The organism is Porphyromonadaceae bacterium W3.11 (assembly GCA_030434245.1).
Classification (GTDB): domain Bacteria; phylum Bacteroidota; class Bacteroidia; order Bacteroidales; family Porphyromonadaceae; genus Porphyromonas_A.
Genome location: JAUISX010000004.1, coordinates 180,248 through 198,397, shown reverse-complemented (window position 1 = coordinate 198,397; position 18,150 = coordinate 180,248). Strand labels below are relative to the sequence as shown.

Below are 18,150 nucleotides of genomic sequence, written 5' to 3'. Positions count from 1 at the left end.
ATGAGGTATATCAGATTAAAGATTAAGAATCTTCTTACTATTGAGTCCGCAGAGATAGACTTTGAGCATGGTGTATTGGCTGGAGAGCCCCTTTTTCTGATTACAGGAGAAACGGGTTCGGGTAAGTCCACCATTTTGGATGCCATTACACTCTCTCTTTATGGTCAAGCACCTAGAATGACTCGCATCACCTCATCAGAGAAATATAGCTCTGAGGTGGATGATGAAGTAAATGTCAATGATGTCCGTCAGCTTATGAGGCGTCATACGGGAGAGGCCGAGACCGTCCTTTATTTTGAAGGAAACGATGGCAAGCCGTATGCCGCTTCGTGGAGTGTCAGACGTGCGAGGAAGAGGGTCGATGGAAATCTTCAAAGTGCTGTAAATACTATTACTGATTTACAGAGTGGGAGGGTCATTGAGAAGAAAAAAGAATTTGAAGAGGCCATTCAGGAGGTGATAGGGCTGACTTACACGCAATTTTGTCGCACTTCTCTCCTTGCACAGGGTGAGTTTACCAGATTCTTAATCAGTAAACCTGATGAAAAGGCTGAAATCTTGGAAAAGTTGACTGGGACCGAGATTTATTCTCAGATCGGGATCCGAATCTTTGAAGAGAAACGGGATATGCAAAATAAGTATGATCGCAAAAAGGATGAACTAGCAGGAATCACACTACTCACTGAAGAAGAGATTGATCAGATCACTGAGCAGCAGACGGAAATAGCCCAAAATATAAACCTCCAAAAAAGTGAACTGCAGAGGGTGCAGAAAGCTAAAAAATTGCTAGAGGACATCACCGCCGCTTCCAAACGTATTGGGGAGATTTCTTCTCAGGTCAAGGAACTAGAAAATCTGATGGCGGAGGTTGATTATAAAGAAAATCAGAAGCTTATTTATGACTTTAAGCAAAGTCATGAGGCTAGAAGTGCTTACATGCAGCTCAATAAGAGTCGTAGAGAGCTTACACGCTTGGAAAACAAGGAGACGGACTTCTGTAGAAATTATGCGTCTGCACTAGGGCAAAAAGCGACTGGACTAAACCTCTTGAAGACTTTGAAGGAGCGAGAGGAGAGCTTAAAGGCTCAAGAGAAAGAGCTGACTCCATTCTCTCAGATGTTTGAGGAGAAGTCATTGGTGCTAAAGAATCTAGAGACTTTGGCGAACATGCGTAAGGATTATCAGCAGCATCTGGATAGAGAGAAAGCTTTACAAAATGAGCAGAAAAAGTTGCAAGAGCTAGAGAAGTCGCTATTGGTAGAAAAGGAAGATGATAAAGCGACTCTAAAATCTATACAGAAAGAGATAGAACACCGTCAGAAGGAGATTAAGGACATGGATCAGACGTCCTTGATTACTCGGATCAATGTGATCGCTACTGCAATATCCAACATCGGAGCACTCTCAAAAATTTATAATTCCAGATCTCAGTCTGAGAGCGAGCTAGAGAAGGCTAAGAGCCAACTTTCCGATAACGAACAGCAGTTGACTAAGCATAAATCGGATTTCGTAGAGGTGGAGCAAGAAGAGAAACGTACACATAGTGCCTACGAAACCGCTCGATGGATGAGTCATGAAGTTGTGAAGAATATTCGTGCCTCGCTTCAAGAGGGCGATACCTGCCCCGTTTGTGGACAGAGTATTGAGTCGCACATACTTGAGCAATCAATGGACACCCCACTTCAAACGCTTAAGGATGCTTGGGATAAGGCACTTAGTAATAAAGAGAGACTAATGCACTCTATCACGCAATATGAGAGTAATATAAAATATCTCGGAAAGACAATCTCTGAGCTAAGAGAGAAAATTCAGCAGCTCAAGCAGGAACAAGAGGAAATCTTATCGACATCATTTACGGAGCCTTGGCCTGAGGATACGGAGCAGCTCTCACAATGGAAAAGACAGTTGTCTGAGGAGCGAGAGGGACTGACCAAGCAGCAGGAGGTCATTACACGACTTCAAAAAGAGCTCGAAGAGTGGCAGACTAAGGAAAGCCAACAAAATAAAAGGATTACAGAGCTTACCGATCGTGCACATCAATGTGAGATGAAGAGCCAGTCCAATACGGAACAGATGAAGATGGTGGCGGAGCAGCTGGAGAAGGACTCTTTGGGGATAAAGGACAGTACCGATGTTCTTACCCTGATGATCCCTTATGATGATGTCGCTCAAAAGTTGGATGAGGACCCCAATATCCTTTCTCAAAGGATCACTAAGGATGCTAAAAGATACAAGGAAGTAACCGATCAGCTACAAATGATCTCACAGCAGATGATAAAGATGGATGAGGCTTTGGCAGAGATAGGAGAAATTCAGAAAGCTATCATTCATCTCTATGAAAAGTGGGAGGCTGTAAAGGCGATCGATACTCCATACCGCGAGGATACAGTGAAGGTATGGCAAACTCTCTCAACTGATATTACGATGTGGCATAGGGATGTAGAGAAGGAGCGTGAGCAGCTGCACAATTTAGAGAAGGAGCTAACGGAAGCGCTTACTGAGACTCCAGATCTCGACATCGACCGCATTGTCGTTCTGTCTGGTTATCATTCTGAGGATGTTAAGGCTATCGAAAAAGAGCAGTCTGAGGTTCAGAGCCGTAAAACAAGCTTGGAAGGACAGCTTAGTGAGGCTACCTTGACAAGACAATCGTTAGAGTCCGAAAGAGAGGAAATGAAGGTCTCAGCTACGATAGATGAAATGGCAGAATCCATTGATTCCTTAGACGCAAGGATACAGACGTTGATTGGGCGTCAGACGGAGCTTAGTTATAAGCTTAAGGAAGATGAGAAACATAGAGCTGATAGGCATATTCAGATGGAGGAGCTGCGAGCTCTAGAAGTAGAGTTGGAGAAGTGGACTAATCTTTCTGAACTCTTTGGGGACTCAACAGGCAAAAAGTTTAGAAGCATCGCACAGAGTTATATCCTAGCACACATCTTACGCCTAGCTAATGACGATCTTCAGCGTTTTTCTGATCGATATGTACTGACCTGCTCTCCCGGCTCTCTTGCTATTTTAGTGACCGATGCCGAACGGGGATTCACGCCTCAGTCTATTAATGTACTCTCAGGTGGTGAAGGTTTCATGGTCTCGCTAGCCCTCTCACTGGCTCTCTCACGTATGGGAGCTGGCAAACAAAACTTTGACATGCTTTTTATAGACGAAGGTTTTGGAACCCTAGATGCAGAGTGCCTCAGTATGGTCATGAACACGCTCGAAACACTCTCCTCAGGCCGACGTGTGGGTATTATTAGTCACGTCCCGGAACTAAAAGAGCGGATCCCGACTCAGATACAGTTAAAGCGAATAGATATGACGCGAAGCACCGTCAAAGTCACTAGAGTAGAAAATAGTAGAGGTTAGACGTCTAAAAGAGATTGCTAATGAAGTAAATGAACGAATAAAAAGGCGACAATCTCTCTAGTCAAGAGGTATCACCTTGGAGACATCTTACTAGGATGTAAGCTATTTACAACAAACCTATTATGTAGGAATGATGAGCTCCCGAAAGGCTTTGATACAGAGTGATAAATATTGATTAGGAGGCCGTTGTTAAGATGGTTTTACCTGACAAATAATAGCTGGTATGATTTTAGTTATATGAAAGAAAAACTTATCCTATAGGAAACATATTTTTTTCCTATGAGAAGGAGATTCGTTTCCTATAGGATGATTTTTATGCCCCTTTCAAGAGATACGCTGTAGGAGTGAGCCACTCAAGTTATCAGCTGTTTCTGGCTGATATAATGATTAAAGCATGATACATTAACGCGTGCTGACGTAAGGTGTTGAGGATAGCTCATAATTACACCCGTCGTGCATGGAGAGGCTAATGAGTGCCGTGTAGTGGTAATATTCTTTAATTCGAGCTAATAGATATTAAGTTTTATGACGATCTTTCCTAAAGAGGTCTTACTTTTAGTAGTATTTATGGCTGGTTTTATCGATATATAGCTGGTAGTTAGAAGTTTAACCTAGTTTCTAATCTTTAGGGTGCGGGTATATGCGTTTTTTCCCTTATATTTGTCAATGATTTTGCCATTTCGCAAAAAAAATATGATGCAATACGATAGAATAAAAAGATCTCTGATTATAGTTAGCCTCATCATAGGCGTCTATAGTATGTTGAATGTTAATGGGGTAAAAGCCCAGGATATACAGTCAACACCGCTTTCACGCTTTGGGTATGGAACTATGCAAAATAGTGCCCCTGTATCATGGCGTGGAATGGGGGGCGTTGGAGTTGGTATGAATGATAAGAGGGTTATAAACTTTCTTAATCCAGCTGGATATGGTGCTACTGATTCACTTTCTTTTTTGATTGATGTCGGTGCTTCTGTAAATATGGGGCACTATAGGGATGGCGTCAATAAAAAAACAACCTTCTTAGGGGGCGTCGATTATATAGCGGTACAGATGCCACTGTATAAAAATCGCTTGGCTCTAAGTGCAGGCTTGGTTCCGATGTCCAATGTTGGGTATGGATTGACCACAGAGGTGGACCTTGAAGGCGAGGATGGCTTTAGCAAATTCCAACAACGATATACTGGTAAGGGGTCGCTTCAGTCTGTGTATCTAGGTCTAGGTGGTCGTCTTTGGGATAATCTATATCTAGGTGTGAATGGACGCTATATGTTTGGTTCGGTTACTAATATCGTACACCTTATACCAAATACGAACTCTTTGGCACAGACTTACACTGAGAATTCACTGAGATTAAGAGATTGGTCTTTTGATTTGGGTGCTCAGTATAAATTTAAGATGAAGAATAAACGTCAGGATGAGGTCATCATCGGTCTGACATATACGCCGAAGTTGCCTATTAAGCCAGAACTTTTTTACTTTGAAAATCGTAATTTTGGCTCTCAGAATAAACCAGAGATTACTGATAAAAATATAACCGCAGATGCTTCTCTGCCACACAAGATTGCTGCTGGTCTTTCATGGAATATACCTAATAAGATGACATTGGCACTTGACTATGGGGTTGAGCTATGGAGCGGAGTGGATAATATCTTCGTTAATGACGGAGTGAAAATGCTGGATCGCCATCATGCTGCTTTGGGGATGGAGTTATTACCTGACTTGTATTCACGAAAATATTATGAAAAGATGAGCTATCGCTTTGGGATAAATTATAGCTCATCATATTTAGATCGCCCCGTAGTGGGAGGACTACATACTGTCGGTGCTTCTATAGGAATTGGAATGCCTGTCAATATGGTTGTTAGTGATCGGTTGTCAATGATTAACTTGACCCTAGAGTATAATAAGGATATATCCCCATTGAGCAAGAACTTTTCTCAAGACGTATTGAAGCTATCTCTTGGTATTAGCTTTAATGAGACATGGTTTAGAAAGTTGAAAATTTATTAATGGACTAAACGATTGCGATATTTGTTTATCCAATATACAGATAACCCAAGAAAGACGTGAGTATGTCTTAATGAGTTGGAACGAAAAATTTTAATATTAAATTAAAGAAAGAATATATCATGAAAAAAGGATTAATGCTACTTATGAGCTTTCTATTTGCCTTGACTGCTATGGCACAGACAGATGCAGATAACTCAGGTGCAAATATAGATTGCGCTAAGAACGTGTCGTACTTCACAGTACACGCTAAGTCGAAGAACTATCTAGATGCTTATAACTTCTGGAAAAAAGTGTATGACGCTTGCCCTCAAGAGTCAAAGAACATATATATATATGGTCCGGAGATCCTTAGATGGAAGATAGAGCAGGCTAAGACTCAGGAAGAGAAGATGGCTTTCTTGGACGAGCTTTTAGGTGTGTATGATAATCGCATCAAATATTTTGGTGATGACAAAAAGATCAGTAAGGACTATATCCTCGGAAGTAAAGTTCAGGATTATATGACTTACATGGGAAATGATACTGACTTCAATAAAATCTATGGCTGGTTGGAACCTGTCGTGAGTGAAATGAAGGAGAATACTGACCCATTTACTCTATCTCAGTTCGTGTATGCGTCTATGGCACGTATGTACAAGAATCAGGATTATAAGAGCCAGTATGTCGATGACCATCTAATGGTGGATAAGTACTTCGATATTCAGATCAGTAAGGCTAATGAAGCAGGTGATGCTAAGAAAGCTAAGACTATTGAACAGTATAAGAACGATGCTCAGACATTCTTTGCAAGTAGTGGTGCTGCAAGCTGTGAAATGATGGATAAGATTTATGGTCCTCAGCTTGATGGTAAGAAAAGTGATAAGGAATTTTTGGCGGGCGTGATCAAGGTCCTTCGTTCTGTAGGATGTACTGAAAGTGATGTGTACTTCACAGCCTCTGAGTATATGTATCAATTGGAGCCATCAGCTGGTGCTGCTCGTGGTATTGCTCTAAAGGCGTATAAAGATAAAAATTACGATCGTGCGATTAAATATTTCGAAGAAGCTATCTCTATGAGTGATGACTCAAGTGATATCGGGGAGTCATACTTTATGATGGCTGTGATTAACTATGAGCGAAATAGCTACTCTTCAGCACGTAACTTTGCTAATAAGGCAATGCAAGAGAAGAGTGGATTTGGAGCTCCTATGATCCTGATCGCTAAAATGTATGCAGATACTGCTAGAAGCATCTTCCCTGATGACCCTGTAAAGCAGAGAGTGGTTTACTGCCTAGTAGTGGACAAGCTAGAGCGTGCTAGAGCTATCGACCCAAGTGTCTCTGATGAGGCTTCAAGAAGTATTGCTAAGTTCCGTAGTCACTTCCCACGTAAGGAGGATGTCTTTATGCACCCAGATATTCAAGAGGGTGAGTCATTCTATATCGGAGGATGGATCGGGGAGAGTACTACTGTACGTACTATTAAATAAGAACTTGATCCGCTCAGTATATAAGATTTATGAGCGACATTTGTAAGAACTTTTTAGAACATAAAAGTTACGTAAAGGTGCTAGCACGCCCCAAGTCATTGGGGTGTGCTGTCATCTTTTTGTATATTATATGGTCGTTCATGGCTTGTAATCATCGGAAGGGGGATGTGCTAACTAGTGATATTGACTCACTTGAATACACCTCTCTCACTACTGGAGTAGAGACGCTCATCTCCGATAGCGGGATTACTAAGTATAAGTTGAATGCCGCTAAGTGGTATGTCTTTGATAAGCCCGAAGACAAATGGTATTTTCCTGAAGGACTATATGTTGAGCAGTTCGATACTCTCTTTAACATTCAAGCTTCTATAAAAGCTGATACCGCATATTATTATAGAGAGAGACAGTTATGGGAGCTAAAGGGCAATGTGGAGGTCTTGAATCGTGAGGGACAGCGTTTCTTTGGTCATTCACTTTTTTGGGATGAAAGTCTTCAGGAAGTTTATTCGCATGAGTATATCATGATAGAGCGTTCTTCAGGACAATTGATAGAGAGCGACTTTGGCTTCAAGAGTAATCAAAGCATGACGCGATATGAGTTGTACTCCTCTCATGGGCATTTTGATGTCGAAGATCAGCCTATGGTGGTAAATGATAGTACTGCGATGGCCAATGATAGTACGTCAGTGAAGCCCACTTCTGCGAATAGTGCAGATAACCTCGATTCAGTCTCTTCAAATAGTGATGATGAATCAAGGTTGAATAGTCCAACGAAGAAGGTTATCCGAAAAGTAGAAAGGAAAAAATATTTAGCTCCCGATTCGTTAATAAAGAAAAAGTAATGATTATGAAAACTCTATCTGAAATAGAAAAAAAGCTAGAGACCATTAAGAGAGTCTCAAATGTGTTTTTTACACTGAGTACCGTAGCTCTCCTATGTTATATCGTGCTTACGGTGATGACCTTTGGTGCTGATGTAGATGCGGCGATGATGTCGTCTAGACTTAATTTTATCCGAATAGCCTTTTTGCTCTTAGTGGTGATTTATATAATCATTGATTCGAGATATAAATTTTATTTGCGTAAGTCCACTCAGGCTGTTGTTCGTCAGGAGCAGGATTTGTCTTACCTAAAAGTACTCATAGACAGTTATAGTAGGAAGGTGAAGTGGAGCAAAAGGATCCAAATGGTTTGTTGGGTTATTATTATACTCTTTATTATATCTATATTCTATACGTCTGTATTGGAATTAGTGGATTCAGAAATGAAGACTGCAACCCTTTCTATGAGTATGACCTCGATTTCTATGTATGTGGTTATTTTGTGTAGTTCCTCTATATGGATCCACAGTCATTTGAAAGATAAGTTGAGAGCATTAGAAGACAAATATCATGGAAGATGATAGTATAAATATACAGAGTTGCGATTCAGCGTTGGGGCTAACCGCCATAAATATGATAGGAAAAGTAGATAATCTCTACCCAAAACAAGCAATGGCGTCAAGCCAAACTTATTTCAGAGTATAACCATGTTATATCTTGCCATCATACTGTGTGTCCTTTTCTCAGCTTTCTTTAGTATGAGCGAGATTAGCTTTGTTTCAGCCGATAGGTTGCAAGTAGAGCTGGATAAAAGTCAAGGAAGCACGGTCTCTAAGATCCAAGCTTATTTTTATAAGCGTATGGGTAAGTTTATTACTACGATTTTAATAGGGAATAATATTATAAACGTAGTGTATGGTCTCTGTTTCGCGATGGTACTAGAGGCCCCTCTATCCAAAGTTATTCCAAATGACTTTTTGGTCATGTTGATACAAACGATGATCTCTACGGCAATCGTTATCGTCTTTGGAGAGTATTTACCGAAGTCTATCGGTCAGCTTAAGCCAAATACTACGTTGAAGGTACTTTCTTTCCCTCTGATGATTATATATATACTACTTCTTCCCGTTACTATTCTAGTCTCCGCTCTGAGTAGTTTATCCTTTAAGATTTTGGGAGTCAAGAATGAGGAAGATACAGTACAGCCACTAAGTAAGGTGGACTTGGATTATTACATTGAGACCAATGTTACCCAGGAGGAAAAGGCATCCGAAGCTAAGATATTACAGAATGCAATAGAGTTCTCAGAAGTAAAGGTAAGGGATTGTTATATCCCACGTAATGAGATTAGGGCGGTGGATTCCGCTACTCCATTGGATGAGCTGATAGCCCTCTTTGATAAAACTGGCTACTCCAAGATCCTAGTATATAATGAAGATATAGATGATATTATTGGGTATATTCACGGTATCGAGATGTACAAGGTTGAGAGTGAAGGATCGTTGTGGCAGAATCATATTCATCCCACACTCTATGTGCCTGAGTCCTTAGGTGCTGATAGGATTATGAAGAAACTACTCAATGAGAAGATGAGCATCGCAGTCGTCGTGGATGAGCTTGGAGGGACGGCAGGCATCATTACTCTTGAAGATATTGTAGAGGAAATCTTTGGAGATATAGAGGATGAGCACGATACCAATAGGGTGGTGATGCGTCAAGTAGGGGAGCGTGAGTACATTATCTCTGGTCGTGCAGAGCTGGATACTCTGAATGAAAAGTTTGATCTGGACTTACCTGAAGATGAGGATTTCAAGACGATTGCAGGATTCATTCTCTACCATTATCAAGGTATTCCTGATCGAGGTGAGGAATTTTCCATTGCACCAGATTTTCAATTCAAGGTGATGAGGGCAACAGAGAATAAGATAACACTAGTGAAACTTAAAAAGATGGAGTCGTAAAACTAATAAGGCTTCGAAAAATATAGATAGAAGAAACTATGTACAGAACAACTACTTGTGGTGAATTAAGACTACAAAATGTGGGTGAGGAGATAACGCTTGCAGGATGGGTACAGCGTAATCGTAAATTAGGGGGAATGATTTTTATTGATTTACGAGATAGATATGGTGTAACCCAGTTAGTCTTTAGCGACGAAAAGAATGCTGAGCTTACTGAGCAAGCAGCACATATAGGAAGGGAGTTCGTACTTCAAGTAAAAGGGGTGGTCGCAGAGCGTAGCTCTAAGAACGACCACCTAGATACTGGCGAAGTAGAACTTATAGTCAGTGAGATGAAGGTCCTTAATAAGTCCGAGACACCACCATTCACGATTGAGGATGAAAGTGATGGCGGTGATGAACTGAGGATGAAGTACCGTTACTTAGACCTCCGTCGCTCTGTGGTTCGTCGTAATCTAGAGCTTCGCCATCGTATGGGGATTGAGATACGTAATTACCTAAGTCAGCTCAATTTCCTTGAAGTCGAGACTCCTGTACTCATTAAGTCCACACCTGAGGGGGCTAGAGACTTTGTGGTTCCCTCTCGTATGAATGAGGGAGAGTTCTATGCTCTTCCACAGTCACCACAAACCTTCAAGCAATTGCTTATGGTTGCAGGCTTTGACCGTTATTTCCAGATCGTAAAGTGCTTCCGTGACGAAGACCTTCGTGCTGACAGACAGCCAGAGTTTACACAAATAGACTGTGAGATGTCATTTGTAGAGCAGAAAGATATTTTAGAAACATTCGAAGGGCTCAGTAAGCATCTATTTAAGACTGTTCTGGATATTGATCAAAAGGATCCCTATCCACATATCTCATGGCACGATGCGATGAAGTATTATGGTTCGGACAAGCCTGACACCCGTTTTGATATGCGATTTGTTGAGCTCATGGATGTTCTGCAAGGACATGGATTTAAAGTCTTTGATGAAGCTGCATACGTTGGGGGTATTTGCGTGAAAGGTGCTGCGGTCTATACCCGTAAGCAGTTGGATCAGCTGACTGACTATGTCAAGCGTCCACAAGTAGGAGCGAAAGGGATGGTCTATGCCCGAGTACAAGAGGATGGTGATGTCAAAAGTAGTGTGGATAAGTTCTATACTCAAGAGGTGTTACAAGAACTTGCTAAGGAGATGAAAGCTGAAGCAGGCGACCTCATCCTTATATTAAGTGGAGATGATGTGATGAAGACCAGAAAGCAACTCGGCGAGTTACGATTAGAAGTTGCACGGAGACAAGGACTAATGAAAGAGGGAGAATACTCCTGCCTGTGGGTCGTTGATTTCCCTCTCCTTGAGTGGGATGATGAGTCTCAAAGATATTTTGCAATGCACCATCCATTCACGTCTCCAAAGCCTGAAGATATTCCACTACTAGATACCGATCCAGGTAAAGTACGTGCTAATGCTTATGATATGGTTATCAATGGCGTAGAAGTAGGTGGCGGATCTATTCGTATTCATGATAGTGGTCTGCAAGCCAAGATGTTTGAAGTCCTTGGTTTTACTGCTGAAAAAGCCAAAGAGCAATTTGGATTCTTAATGAACGCCTTTAAGTTTGGTGCCCCTCCACACGGTGGTATAGCGTATGGCTTTGATCGTTGGGTATCGTTATTTGCAGGGCTTAATAGCATCCGTGACACCATTGCCTTCCCTAAGAATAACTCTGGAAGAGATGTGATGATTGATGCTCCATCTATTATTGATGATGAGCAGCTTGATGAACTACATTTGGCTGTAACCCTAAAGAAATAATCGGAGTATGGTACTCTTGGAAGTCTGTGCTAATTCTATTGCTTCATGTATCGCTGCCGAAGAGGGAGGTGCAGGACGGATTGAGCTCTGTGCTGCCCTTGGAGAAGGCGGTATAACCCCATCACCCGGGATGGTGAAGGGGGCGTTAGAGTCGGTTGATATTCCAGTGTTTCCCATTATTCGTCCAAGAGGAGGAGATTTCCTTTATAGCGATTTAGAGGTAGAGCAGATGCTAGCCGACATCCGCTATCTTAGAGATTTAGGAGTGCATGGATTTGTTGTGGGGGCATTATCAGCCGATGGACAGCTGAATAAAGAGATTTGTAGAGCATTGATCGAAGCTGCAGATGGACTTCCTGTAACGTTACATAGAGCATTTGATATGAGCCTAGACCTATCGTCCACCCTAGAGGTAGCGATAGATCTAGGCTTTTCTCGTATCCTGACCTCAGGTGGTAAGCAGACCGCTGAGGAAGGTATTCCTATAATTCGTAGCTTGGTTCATCAAGCTAATGCTCGGATTGAAGTGATGGCTGGCTCAGGAGTGTGTGTTGAGAATGCTCAGAAGATAGCTAACGAAACTGGAGTTCGTGAGCTTCACGGCTCCTTTCAGAGCATGATCCCTAGCCATATGGCGTATCACAATACTAATATCTCTATGGGTGGGAGTGATCTGGCTGATGAGTACCAATATCCGATGACAGATGTCGAAAAGGTTAGAGCAGTAATAAGACAGTTATGAAATTACCCATTGATATAATTCCCTCTCCAGAGCTTATAGGACAGTACCCTCAGAAAAACTCCGTGGCGGTCGTTATTGATGTCCTCAGAGCATCATCCACGATCATTACAGCATTGCAGAATGGTGCTAAGGCTATTTACCCACTCGAGACAGTTGAAGAGGCAGAGAGCTTTGCTAAAAAGGGGAGTACAGTAGGAGCTGAGCGAAATGTAGTGCGATGCCCTTTTGCAAAGTTTGGAAATGACCCATTTGAATACACACCAGAAACCACAGAAGGGGAGACTATTTACTTCACCACCACGAATGGAACGCGTACGATAAAGTCCTGTATCGAAGCAGGGCACCAGGTGGTGATAGGCTCTTTTATTAATCTAAGTGCCGTCGCAAACTATTGTAGAGATAAGAATGTCCTTGCGGTGTGTGCAGGATGGAAAGGCAAGCCCGCTAAGGAAGATACTCTCTTTGCAGCCGCTCTGTTAGATGCGTTAAGCGAAACACACACGCCTGTTACTGATGTTTCAGAGATGTTTGTGGAGCTATGGCGTATGCACAAAGGACAGTTGATGAATTATACTAAGGAGAGTAACCATTATCCCAGAATGGTTGCGGCTGGGAAGGATAATTCCTACGAATACTGTATGACTCTTGATTTGTCCCAAACTTTACCCATTGCGACAGTTCAAAAGGATGGGATGATTTGCATAACTACTTAAGGTAACATATTGATATGAAGCAGCTTTATTATTCTCTAATATTTATTTTTACGCTCCTCATCATGACGGGATGTGGGGGTAGCCGTAGAAGTGCTAAGAGCTATAACCCCTCATCTGCAGAAGGTGTGCATATTACAGCATACGGACCAAATGCCGCCTATAATAGATATATAGAGATGTATGCTGCTACTGCTTTGCGAAATCAGAGACAATATGGTATTCCCGCTAGTATCACTCTAGCACAGGGGTTATTAGAGAGTGGAGCCGGTGGGAGTACTCTCGCTTCACAGCATAATAACCACTTCGGTATCAAGTGTCATAGCTCCTGGAGAGGTGGGCGAGCCTATCATACCGATGACCGTCCGAATGAGTGCTTCAGATCATATGGAGATCCTGCAGATTCGTATGAGGATCATGCAAACTTCCTCCAGCAAACTCGGTACAAGAGGCTTTTTCTCCTTAATCCAACTGACTACAAAGGCTGGGCAAAAGGTCTTCAAAAAGCAGGATATGCTACTGATAGAGGATATGCCAATAAGTTGATTAAGATCATAGAGGATTATCAATTATACCTTATTGATAATGGAAACGTAGGCCGTAACTACGTGTACAATAGACCGTCTCAGCCTAAGAGAGAAGTGAAGAAGGAAGCTCCTATAGCCAAGCATGCACCGACGACACCTCCGACATTCCAGCCTTCGCCGACGACAGAGAAGGAACGTGAGATATACATTAGTTATGGATTGCTCTACGTCCTTGCTGACGAGGGGGATACCATGAGTGATATAGCTCAGGATGTGGATATATCAGAGCGTAAGCTAACCCGATATAACGAGCTACCTGAGGGCTATCCACTTGAGAAGGGAGATGTTGTGTACCTTCAGAAGAAGCTAAATAGAGCCACTCCTCCGTATTACGAACACGTGGTTACGGTAGGGGAGTCTATTCATGACATCGCTCAGCGATATGGAGTGCAACTGAAGGTTATCTATAAGCTGAATCAACTCCCTGGTGATTATATCCCACAGGAAGGTGATGTCCTTCGTTTGAGATAACATCTTCCCACCTTAATACTATTGAGAATAGGTCGGGCCGACTTCTCATCGTTAGTCAGCTATTCCTTCCTTGCTGAGGTATCGAATATATCCAGCTTGGTAGTCTATTTCGATGGCTCCCTCTCTGAAGATATCGGTCCCCATTCTCCCATCAAGTTTCACAAAACCACTAATATCAGATTCTTCAGTAGCAATTATTTTATCGAAGTAGAATTGATGCTGTCCTAGGCTTAATGTGAAGTTCTTTACCCTCTTGGAACTTGTTCGCTTGGTTGAATTGACCCCGAAGCTAATCTTGTTTCCATTCTTAGAGTATTTCAAATTCCCTTTGTCTAATGCCTTTTGGAATAGCTCTGTCTGCTTCGCTCCAGTATCTAAGTGCAGGTAATATTTAATACCTTGTTCATCTCTTACCGTCACAAATGGCGATGTGATGGCGTGCAGATTAGGTTCGTTCACTCTTGTCCGATTGGGTTTAGACAGACGAATATACTTTTCACCCCAATTAATCACCACATTTAGCTGTTGAAGGATATCCCAACCAATAATACCATCCATCTTACCAATTGAGATGCCGAAAAAGTCTAGGGATAGATTTTTCACTATAAAGATAGGCTGGTGGCTTATGGAGAGGTCTCCAAGTATTATTTGCTCTGCAATCCCAGCACTTGCTTCAGAGCTTGATTTGTTAGCATCAATCATTGGAATTGATTGCTCTAGCTGATGAATATTGCATTCATTAGCAGTCTCTTCAGAGATGGTTGTGGACGAACAGCCTGTATCTACGATAAATCTCAAGCTCTTACCATTCAGAACGACCTCGATGATAGGTGTACCTCCGTAGTTGAATGAAAGGATTGGTAGTGTTACGTTATCTGCACCCCATGAAAAATGAGGCTCAGGATTAGTTCCTAAGATTCCAGATAGTGAGTACAGATCATTTCCTATTTCTTTCGCTAACGCGTGACACTCCTTATGCATCCCATGATAAAAGTAGTAGGGAAGCATGAGGGATTCCAGGTAACTGTGCTCCTCGCTTTCTGTTTTCTTAAATATGCTTCTAGCCTTATCAACATCTCCCTCGAATAGAGTTTCAAAAGCATCAATGACCTCTACATCTGCGATATTATCAGTCATCTTTCGTGCAACGGTAAAGTCTGCATCGTTAACTGCTTTTCCCCAAGACGCATAAGAGATGTGGTGATCCTGCTTTTCATGTATAGCACGACGTATGCTCACGGTTGGTGAGGAACAAGCTGAGCAGACTAATATTATGATTATCGTAAGTCGGAGGATATTCTTCATTTCTTTATACACTATTAAGTAAGGCGACTATCTTTATCTCAAAGTTAATCATAATAGAGAATCTTCGAAATAAAAATGTAAGTCTTTTTAGATCAATCGCTTCAAAAACGATTACTAATAGAGTGGATTTATTTATAACCCGCTGTCCTATAGAGAGAAATAAAGAGGATGAAGACCGTAGCTAAAGCCACTTGAGGTAGTGCCAATAGGCAGGGGGTTTTTAGTTATATGAAAGAGATCTTCTTCTCATAGGAAAAATAATTCTTTTATATGAGAACGGATTCTTTTCCTCATGATAAGAAAATAGTCCACTTTTAGAGGTGTCTTCTTCTGAAAAATCCATTCATTTTATTACCTATATTCAAGTTGATACGACGAGCAAAATAAGCTCACTAAATAGATTAGTGTAAATGGTTGATGATATGCCCAGAGTAGCTTCTAAAGGCTATCTTTTAGGTCTAAGTTTCGTTAGTCATATTGATTGGAGTGAGAGTGATTATTTCTGCACGCAGCTAAATGGTCATTCATTGTTTGAGGTGATCCGAAGCCGAGAGTGGATAATTAGCGGCTAGCAACTGAGGATATAGTGCGAGTAGCTTGATGAGACATGCCCGAGTTAGGCAGGCATTACGAAAGGATATGATGTGTGATTGTCGTAGATGGATGGCTGACGAGGGGTAAAAAGAAGATGTGAGGTTAATAAGGGATGGGTATTGATTATCACGTGACTTATCTGCTGTTAGGTAGGTCATTGTACAGAGTGCCGTGTGATTAAGCAATTCTGATTCAAGAGACGGTAAGAGATCTCGGAAGGCTGCGTGTAAGATGCTCAAGTCAAACTTTGCATTGTGAAAGACCCAAATGGGAACCTCACTAACATCCTTCCAAAACGCCTGTAGCACCACCTTCTCCTCTTCTCCTGTGGTCATAAGTGTTGCTTCACTGATATGATGTACTCGCTTTGCGTCCTCTGAACCGGTTGTTTTTTGCAAGACCCTCCTGACACCACGACGGATTTCGTTGTACTCACTATCAAGAATTAGCCATGTGAGTTCTACTATTCTATCCTCTTTGTCCTCAATGGTACATAATCCTGTCGTTTGAATGTCTATTATAGCGTATTTAGGAGTGGCATCCTCTTTTGCTCGAGGAATGGAGAAGAGGTTTTCCCAATCCCGATTCTTCTGCTCTACTTCCCTAACTACATACCCTTTGGTCGAATTAATCCTTTGGAGCGGAGCCATCCTCTTTCGCTCTGCGATATAGCTCCAAAGGGCTATGGCTATTAATGCTATAGCTATCAAGGTTATAGAGCCTGTTATCAGTGTCATTAAGATTAATAAAAACCTCCCCCAATGTGTACATTTTACTACGTGACACAGAGGGGGAGGTGGTGTATTGAACTATTGAAAATTCATTAATAAGCTCTTGCAAAAAGGACCCTTTGCTTGGAAGGCTTACCACTATAGATACAAGTACCTGGAGTGGTATCTCCCTCAAGTGGAATACAGCGGATGGTTGCTTTTGTCTCCTCTTTTATGGCCTCTTCTGTCTCAGGAGTTCCGTCCCAGTGAGCTAGGATGAAGCCTCCCTTAGTATCAAGTACCTCCTTAAATTCTTCGTAAGAATTAACGATGGTGGTATTCTCTTCTCGGAACTTGAGTGCTTTCTGGAATATGTTATCCTGAATCTCGTCCAGCAATGACTCAATATATTCGGCAATGCCCTCAATTGGCTTAGTTTCTTTGCTCAAGGTGTCCCTACGCATTACTTCTATGGTGCCATTTTCGAGATCACGTCCACCAATTGCTAGGCGTACGGGAACCCCTTTAAGCTCATATTCAGCAAACTTCCAGCCTGGCTTCTTATTATCAGAGTCGTCAAACTTAACCGAAACACCATGCTTTCGCAATTGGTCTATGATTGGTTGTAGCTTATTTGATATATCCTCAAGCTGGTCGGCCGACTTGTAGATAGGAACAATCACTACCTGGATAGGAGCTAGTGCAGGAGGTAGTACTAATCCATTATCATCAGAGTGTGACATGATTAACGCTCCCATGAGTCGTGTACTAACGCCCCAGGATGTTGCCCATACTAGCTCTTGCTCACCTTCTTTATTGGCAAAAGTGACGTCAAATGCCTTTGCAAAGTTCTGTCCTAGGAAGTGACTCGTTCCGCTTTGTAAGGCTTTCCCGTCTTGCATCAATGCTTCAATGGTGTAGGTATCAAGGGCTCCGGCAAAACGTTCAGTCTCGCTCTTATGCCCGATGATCACCGGCATAGCCATGTACTTTTGAGCAAACTCGGAGTATATATTAATCATTTTAATGGTTTCCTCAAGAGCCTCCTCCTTAGTCGCATGAGCTGTATGCCCTTCCTGCCATAGAAATTCAGCGGTTCTTAAAAATAACCTTGTTCGCATTTCCCATCTAACTACGTTAGCCCACTGATTACATAGGATTGGTAGGTCTCTCCAAGACTGTATCCACCCCTTGTATGTATTCCATATAATGGTTTCAGAAGTAGGGCGTACGATAAGCTCTTCCTCTAGTTTAGCTTCAGGGTCTACTACCACTCCTGATCCGTCAGGGTTGTTCTTAAGGCGATAGTGGGTTACGACGGCACACTCTTTAGCAAAACCCTCAACGTGGTCAGCCTCTTTACTTAGAAATGACTTAGGGATGAAGAGTGGAAAATAGGCGTTATAGTGTCCTGTCTCTTTGAACATCCGATCGAGGATGCTTTGCATCTTCTCCCAGATAGCATAGCCGTATGGCTTGATTACCATGCAGCCACGCACATCAGAATTCTCAGCTAGGTCTGCCTTAATGACGAGGTCATTGTACCACTGGGAATAATTTTCACTCCGAGAAGTGAGTTCTTTTATCTGCTTTGCCATTTTTTTG

13 protein-coding genes are annotated in these 18,150 nt (G+C 42.0%); 10 read left to right on the top strand and 3 right to left on the bottom strand.

The window, feature by feature from the left end; all coding sequences use genetic code 11:
• From QYZ87_07445 to QYZ87_07400, 10 genes are all read left to right on the top strand, one after another.
• On the top strand, window positions 1-3,366 hold the full coding sequence (locus QYZ87_07445; protein ID MDN4754361.1) for an AAA family ATPase: 3,366 nt from the start codon (window positions 1-3) through the stop codon (window positions 3,364-3,366).
• A gap of 693 nt (window positions 3,367-4,059) precedes the next feature.
• Window positions 4,060-5,379: a hypothetical protein gene (locus QYZ87_07440; protein ID MDN4754360.1), complete on the top strand. Its 1,320-nt coding sequence runs from the start codon at window positions 4,060-4,062 to the stop codon at window positions 5,377-5,379.
• A gap of 119 nt (window positions 5,380-5,498) precedes the next feature.
• Window positions 5,499-6,848, top strand: a complete 1,350-nt coding sequence (locus tag QYZ87_07435) for a tetratricopeptide repeat protein (protein MDN4754359.1) — start codon at window positions 5,499-5,501, stop codon at window positions 6,846-6,848.
• Between the two features lie 29 nt (window positions 6,849-6,877).
• The gene (locus tag QYZ87_07430; protein MDN4754358.1) at window positions 6,878-7,690 is read left to right on the top strand and encodes a hypothetical protein; all 813 of its coding nucleotides are present in this window, start codon (window positions 6,878-6,880) and stop codon (window positions 7,688-7,690) included.
• Between the two features lie 5 nt (window positions 7,691-7,695).
• Window positions 7,696-8,250 (top strand): hypothetical protein, encoded by a 555-nt coding sequence (locus QYZ87_07425; GenBank protein ID MDN4754357.1) that lies wholly within the window; start codon window positions 7,696-7,698, stop codon window positions 8,248-8,250.
• Between the two features lie 126 nt (window positions 8,251-8,376).
• Window positions 8,377-9,630, top strand: coding sequence for a hemolysin family protein (locus tag QYZ87_07420; protein ID MDN4754356.1), 1,254 nt, complete (start codon window positions 8,377-8,379; stop codon window positions 9,628-9,630).
• Between the two features lie 38 nt (window positions 9,631-9,668).
• Window positions 9,669-11,426, top strand: coding sequence for an aspartate--tRNA ligase (gene aspS, locus QYZ87_07415; GenBank protein ID MDN4754355.1), 1,758 nt, complete (start codon window positions 9,669-9,671; stop codon window positions 11,424-11,426).
• Between the two features lie 7 nt (window positions 11,427-11,433).
• Entirely contained in the window at window positions 11,434-12,168 is a 735-nt protein-coding gene (locus tag QYZ87_07410) for a copper homeostasis protein CutC (GenBank protein MDN4754354.1), read from the top strand.
• The gene (locus tag QYZ87_07405; GenBank protein MDN4754353.1) at window positions 12,165-12,881 is read left to right on the top strand and encodes a 2-phosphosulfolactate phosphatase; all 717 of its coding nucleotides are present in this window, start codon (window positions 12,165-12,167) and stop codon (window positions 12,879-12,881) included. Before QYZ87_07410 ends, QYZ87_07405 begins: the two co-directional genes overlap by 4 nt.
• A 14-nt stretch (window positions 12,882-12,895) precedes the next feature.
• Window positions 12,896-13,936 carry a glucosaminidase domain-containing protein gene (locus QYZ87_07400; GenBank protein MDN4754352.1) on the top strand — a complete coding sequence of 347 codons (1,041 nt, stop codon included), beginning with the start codon at window positions 12,896-12,898 and terminating at the stop codon, window positions 13,934-13,936.
• A gap of 51 nt (window positions 13,937-13,987) precedes the next feature.
• Here QYZ87_07400 and QYZ87_07395 read toward each other — a convergent pair whose 3' ends face one another.
• The 3 genes from QYZ87_07395 to proS all read right to left on the bottom strand — a co-directional run bounded on the left by QYZ87_07395 (window position 13,988) and on the right by proS (window position 18,143).
• Window positions 13,988-15,241: a retropepsin-like aspartic protease gene (locus QYZ87_07395; GenBank protein ID MDN4754351.1), complete on the bottom strand. Its 1,254-nt coding sequence runs from the start codon at window positions 15,239-15,241 to the stop codon at window positions 13,988-13,990.
• A gap of 524 nt (window positions 15,242-15,765) precedes the next feature.
• Window positions 15,766-16,572, bottom strand: coding sequence for a 3'-5' exonuclease (locus QYZ87_07390; protein MDN4754350.1), 807 nt, complete (start codon window positions 16,570-16,572; stop codon window positions 15,766-15,768).
• An 86-nt stretch (window positions 16,573-16,658) separates the two neighbouring features.
• On the bottom strand, window positions 16,659-18,143 hold the full coding sequence (proS, locus tag QYZ87_07385; GenBank protein ID MDN4754349.1) for a proline--tRNA ligase: 1,485 nt from the start codon (window positions 18,141-18,143) through the stop codon (window positions 16,659-16,661).
• Between the last annotated feature and the right edge of the window lie 7 nt (window positions 18,144-18,150).

What these genes read in the sequence shown, in the direction of transcription:
- QYZ87_07435 (MDN4754359.1), top strand. Translation starts at nt 5,499, where the DNA reads ATGAAAAAAGGATTAATGCTACTTATGAGCTTTCTATTTGCCTTGACT.
- QYZ87_07430 (MDN4754358.1), top strand. Translation starts at nt 6,878, where the DNA reads ATGAGCGACATTTGTAAGAACTTTTTAGAACATAAAAGTTACGTAAAG.
- QYZ87_07400 (MDN4754352.1), top strand. Translation starts at nt 12,896, where the DNA reads ATGAAGCAGCTTTATTATTCTCTAATATTTATTTTTACGCTCCTCATC.
- aspS (MDN4754355.1), top strand. Translation starts at nt 9,669, where the DNA reads ATGTACAGAACAACTACTTGTGGTGAATTAAGACTACAAAATGTGGGT.
- QYZ87_07405 (MDN4754353.1), top strand. Translation starts at nt 12,165, where the DNA reads ATGAAATTACCCATTGATATAATTCCCTCTCCAGAGCTTATAGGACAG.
- proS (MDN4754349.1), bottom strand. Translation starts at nt 18,143, where the DNA reads ATGGCAAAGCAGATAAAAGAACTCACTTCTCGGAGTGAAAATTATTCC.
- QYZ87_07410 (MDN4754354.1), top strand. Translation starts at nt 11,434, where the DNA reads ATGGTACTCTTGGAAGTCTGTGCTAATTCTATTGCTTCATGTATCGCT.
- QYZ87_07445 (MDN4754361.1), top strand. Translation starts at nt 1, where the DNA reads ATGAGGTATATCAGATTAAAGATTAAGAATCTTCTTACTATTGAGTCC.
- QYZ87_07425 (MDN4754357.1), top strand. Translation starts at nt 7,696, where the DNA reads ATGAAAACTCTATCTGAAATAGAAAAAAAGCTAGAGACCATTAAGAGA.
- QYZ87_07440 (MDN4754360.1), top strand. Translation starts at nt 4,060, where the DNA reads ATGATGCAATACGATAGAATAAAAAGATCTCTGATTATAGTTAGCCTC.
- QYZ87_07420 (MDN4754356.1), top strand. Translation starts at nt 8,377, where the DNA reads ATGTTATATCTTGCCATCATACTGTGTGTCCTTTTCTCAGCTTTCTTT.
- QYZ87_07395 (MDN4754351.1), bottom strand. Translation starts at nt 15,241, where the DNA reads ATGAAGAATATCCTCCGACTTACGATAATCATAATATTAGTCTGCTCA.
- QYZ87_07390 (MDN4754350.1), bottom strand. Translation starts at nt 16,572, where the DNA reads ATGACACTGATAACAGGCTCTATAACCTTGATAGCTATAGCATTAATA.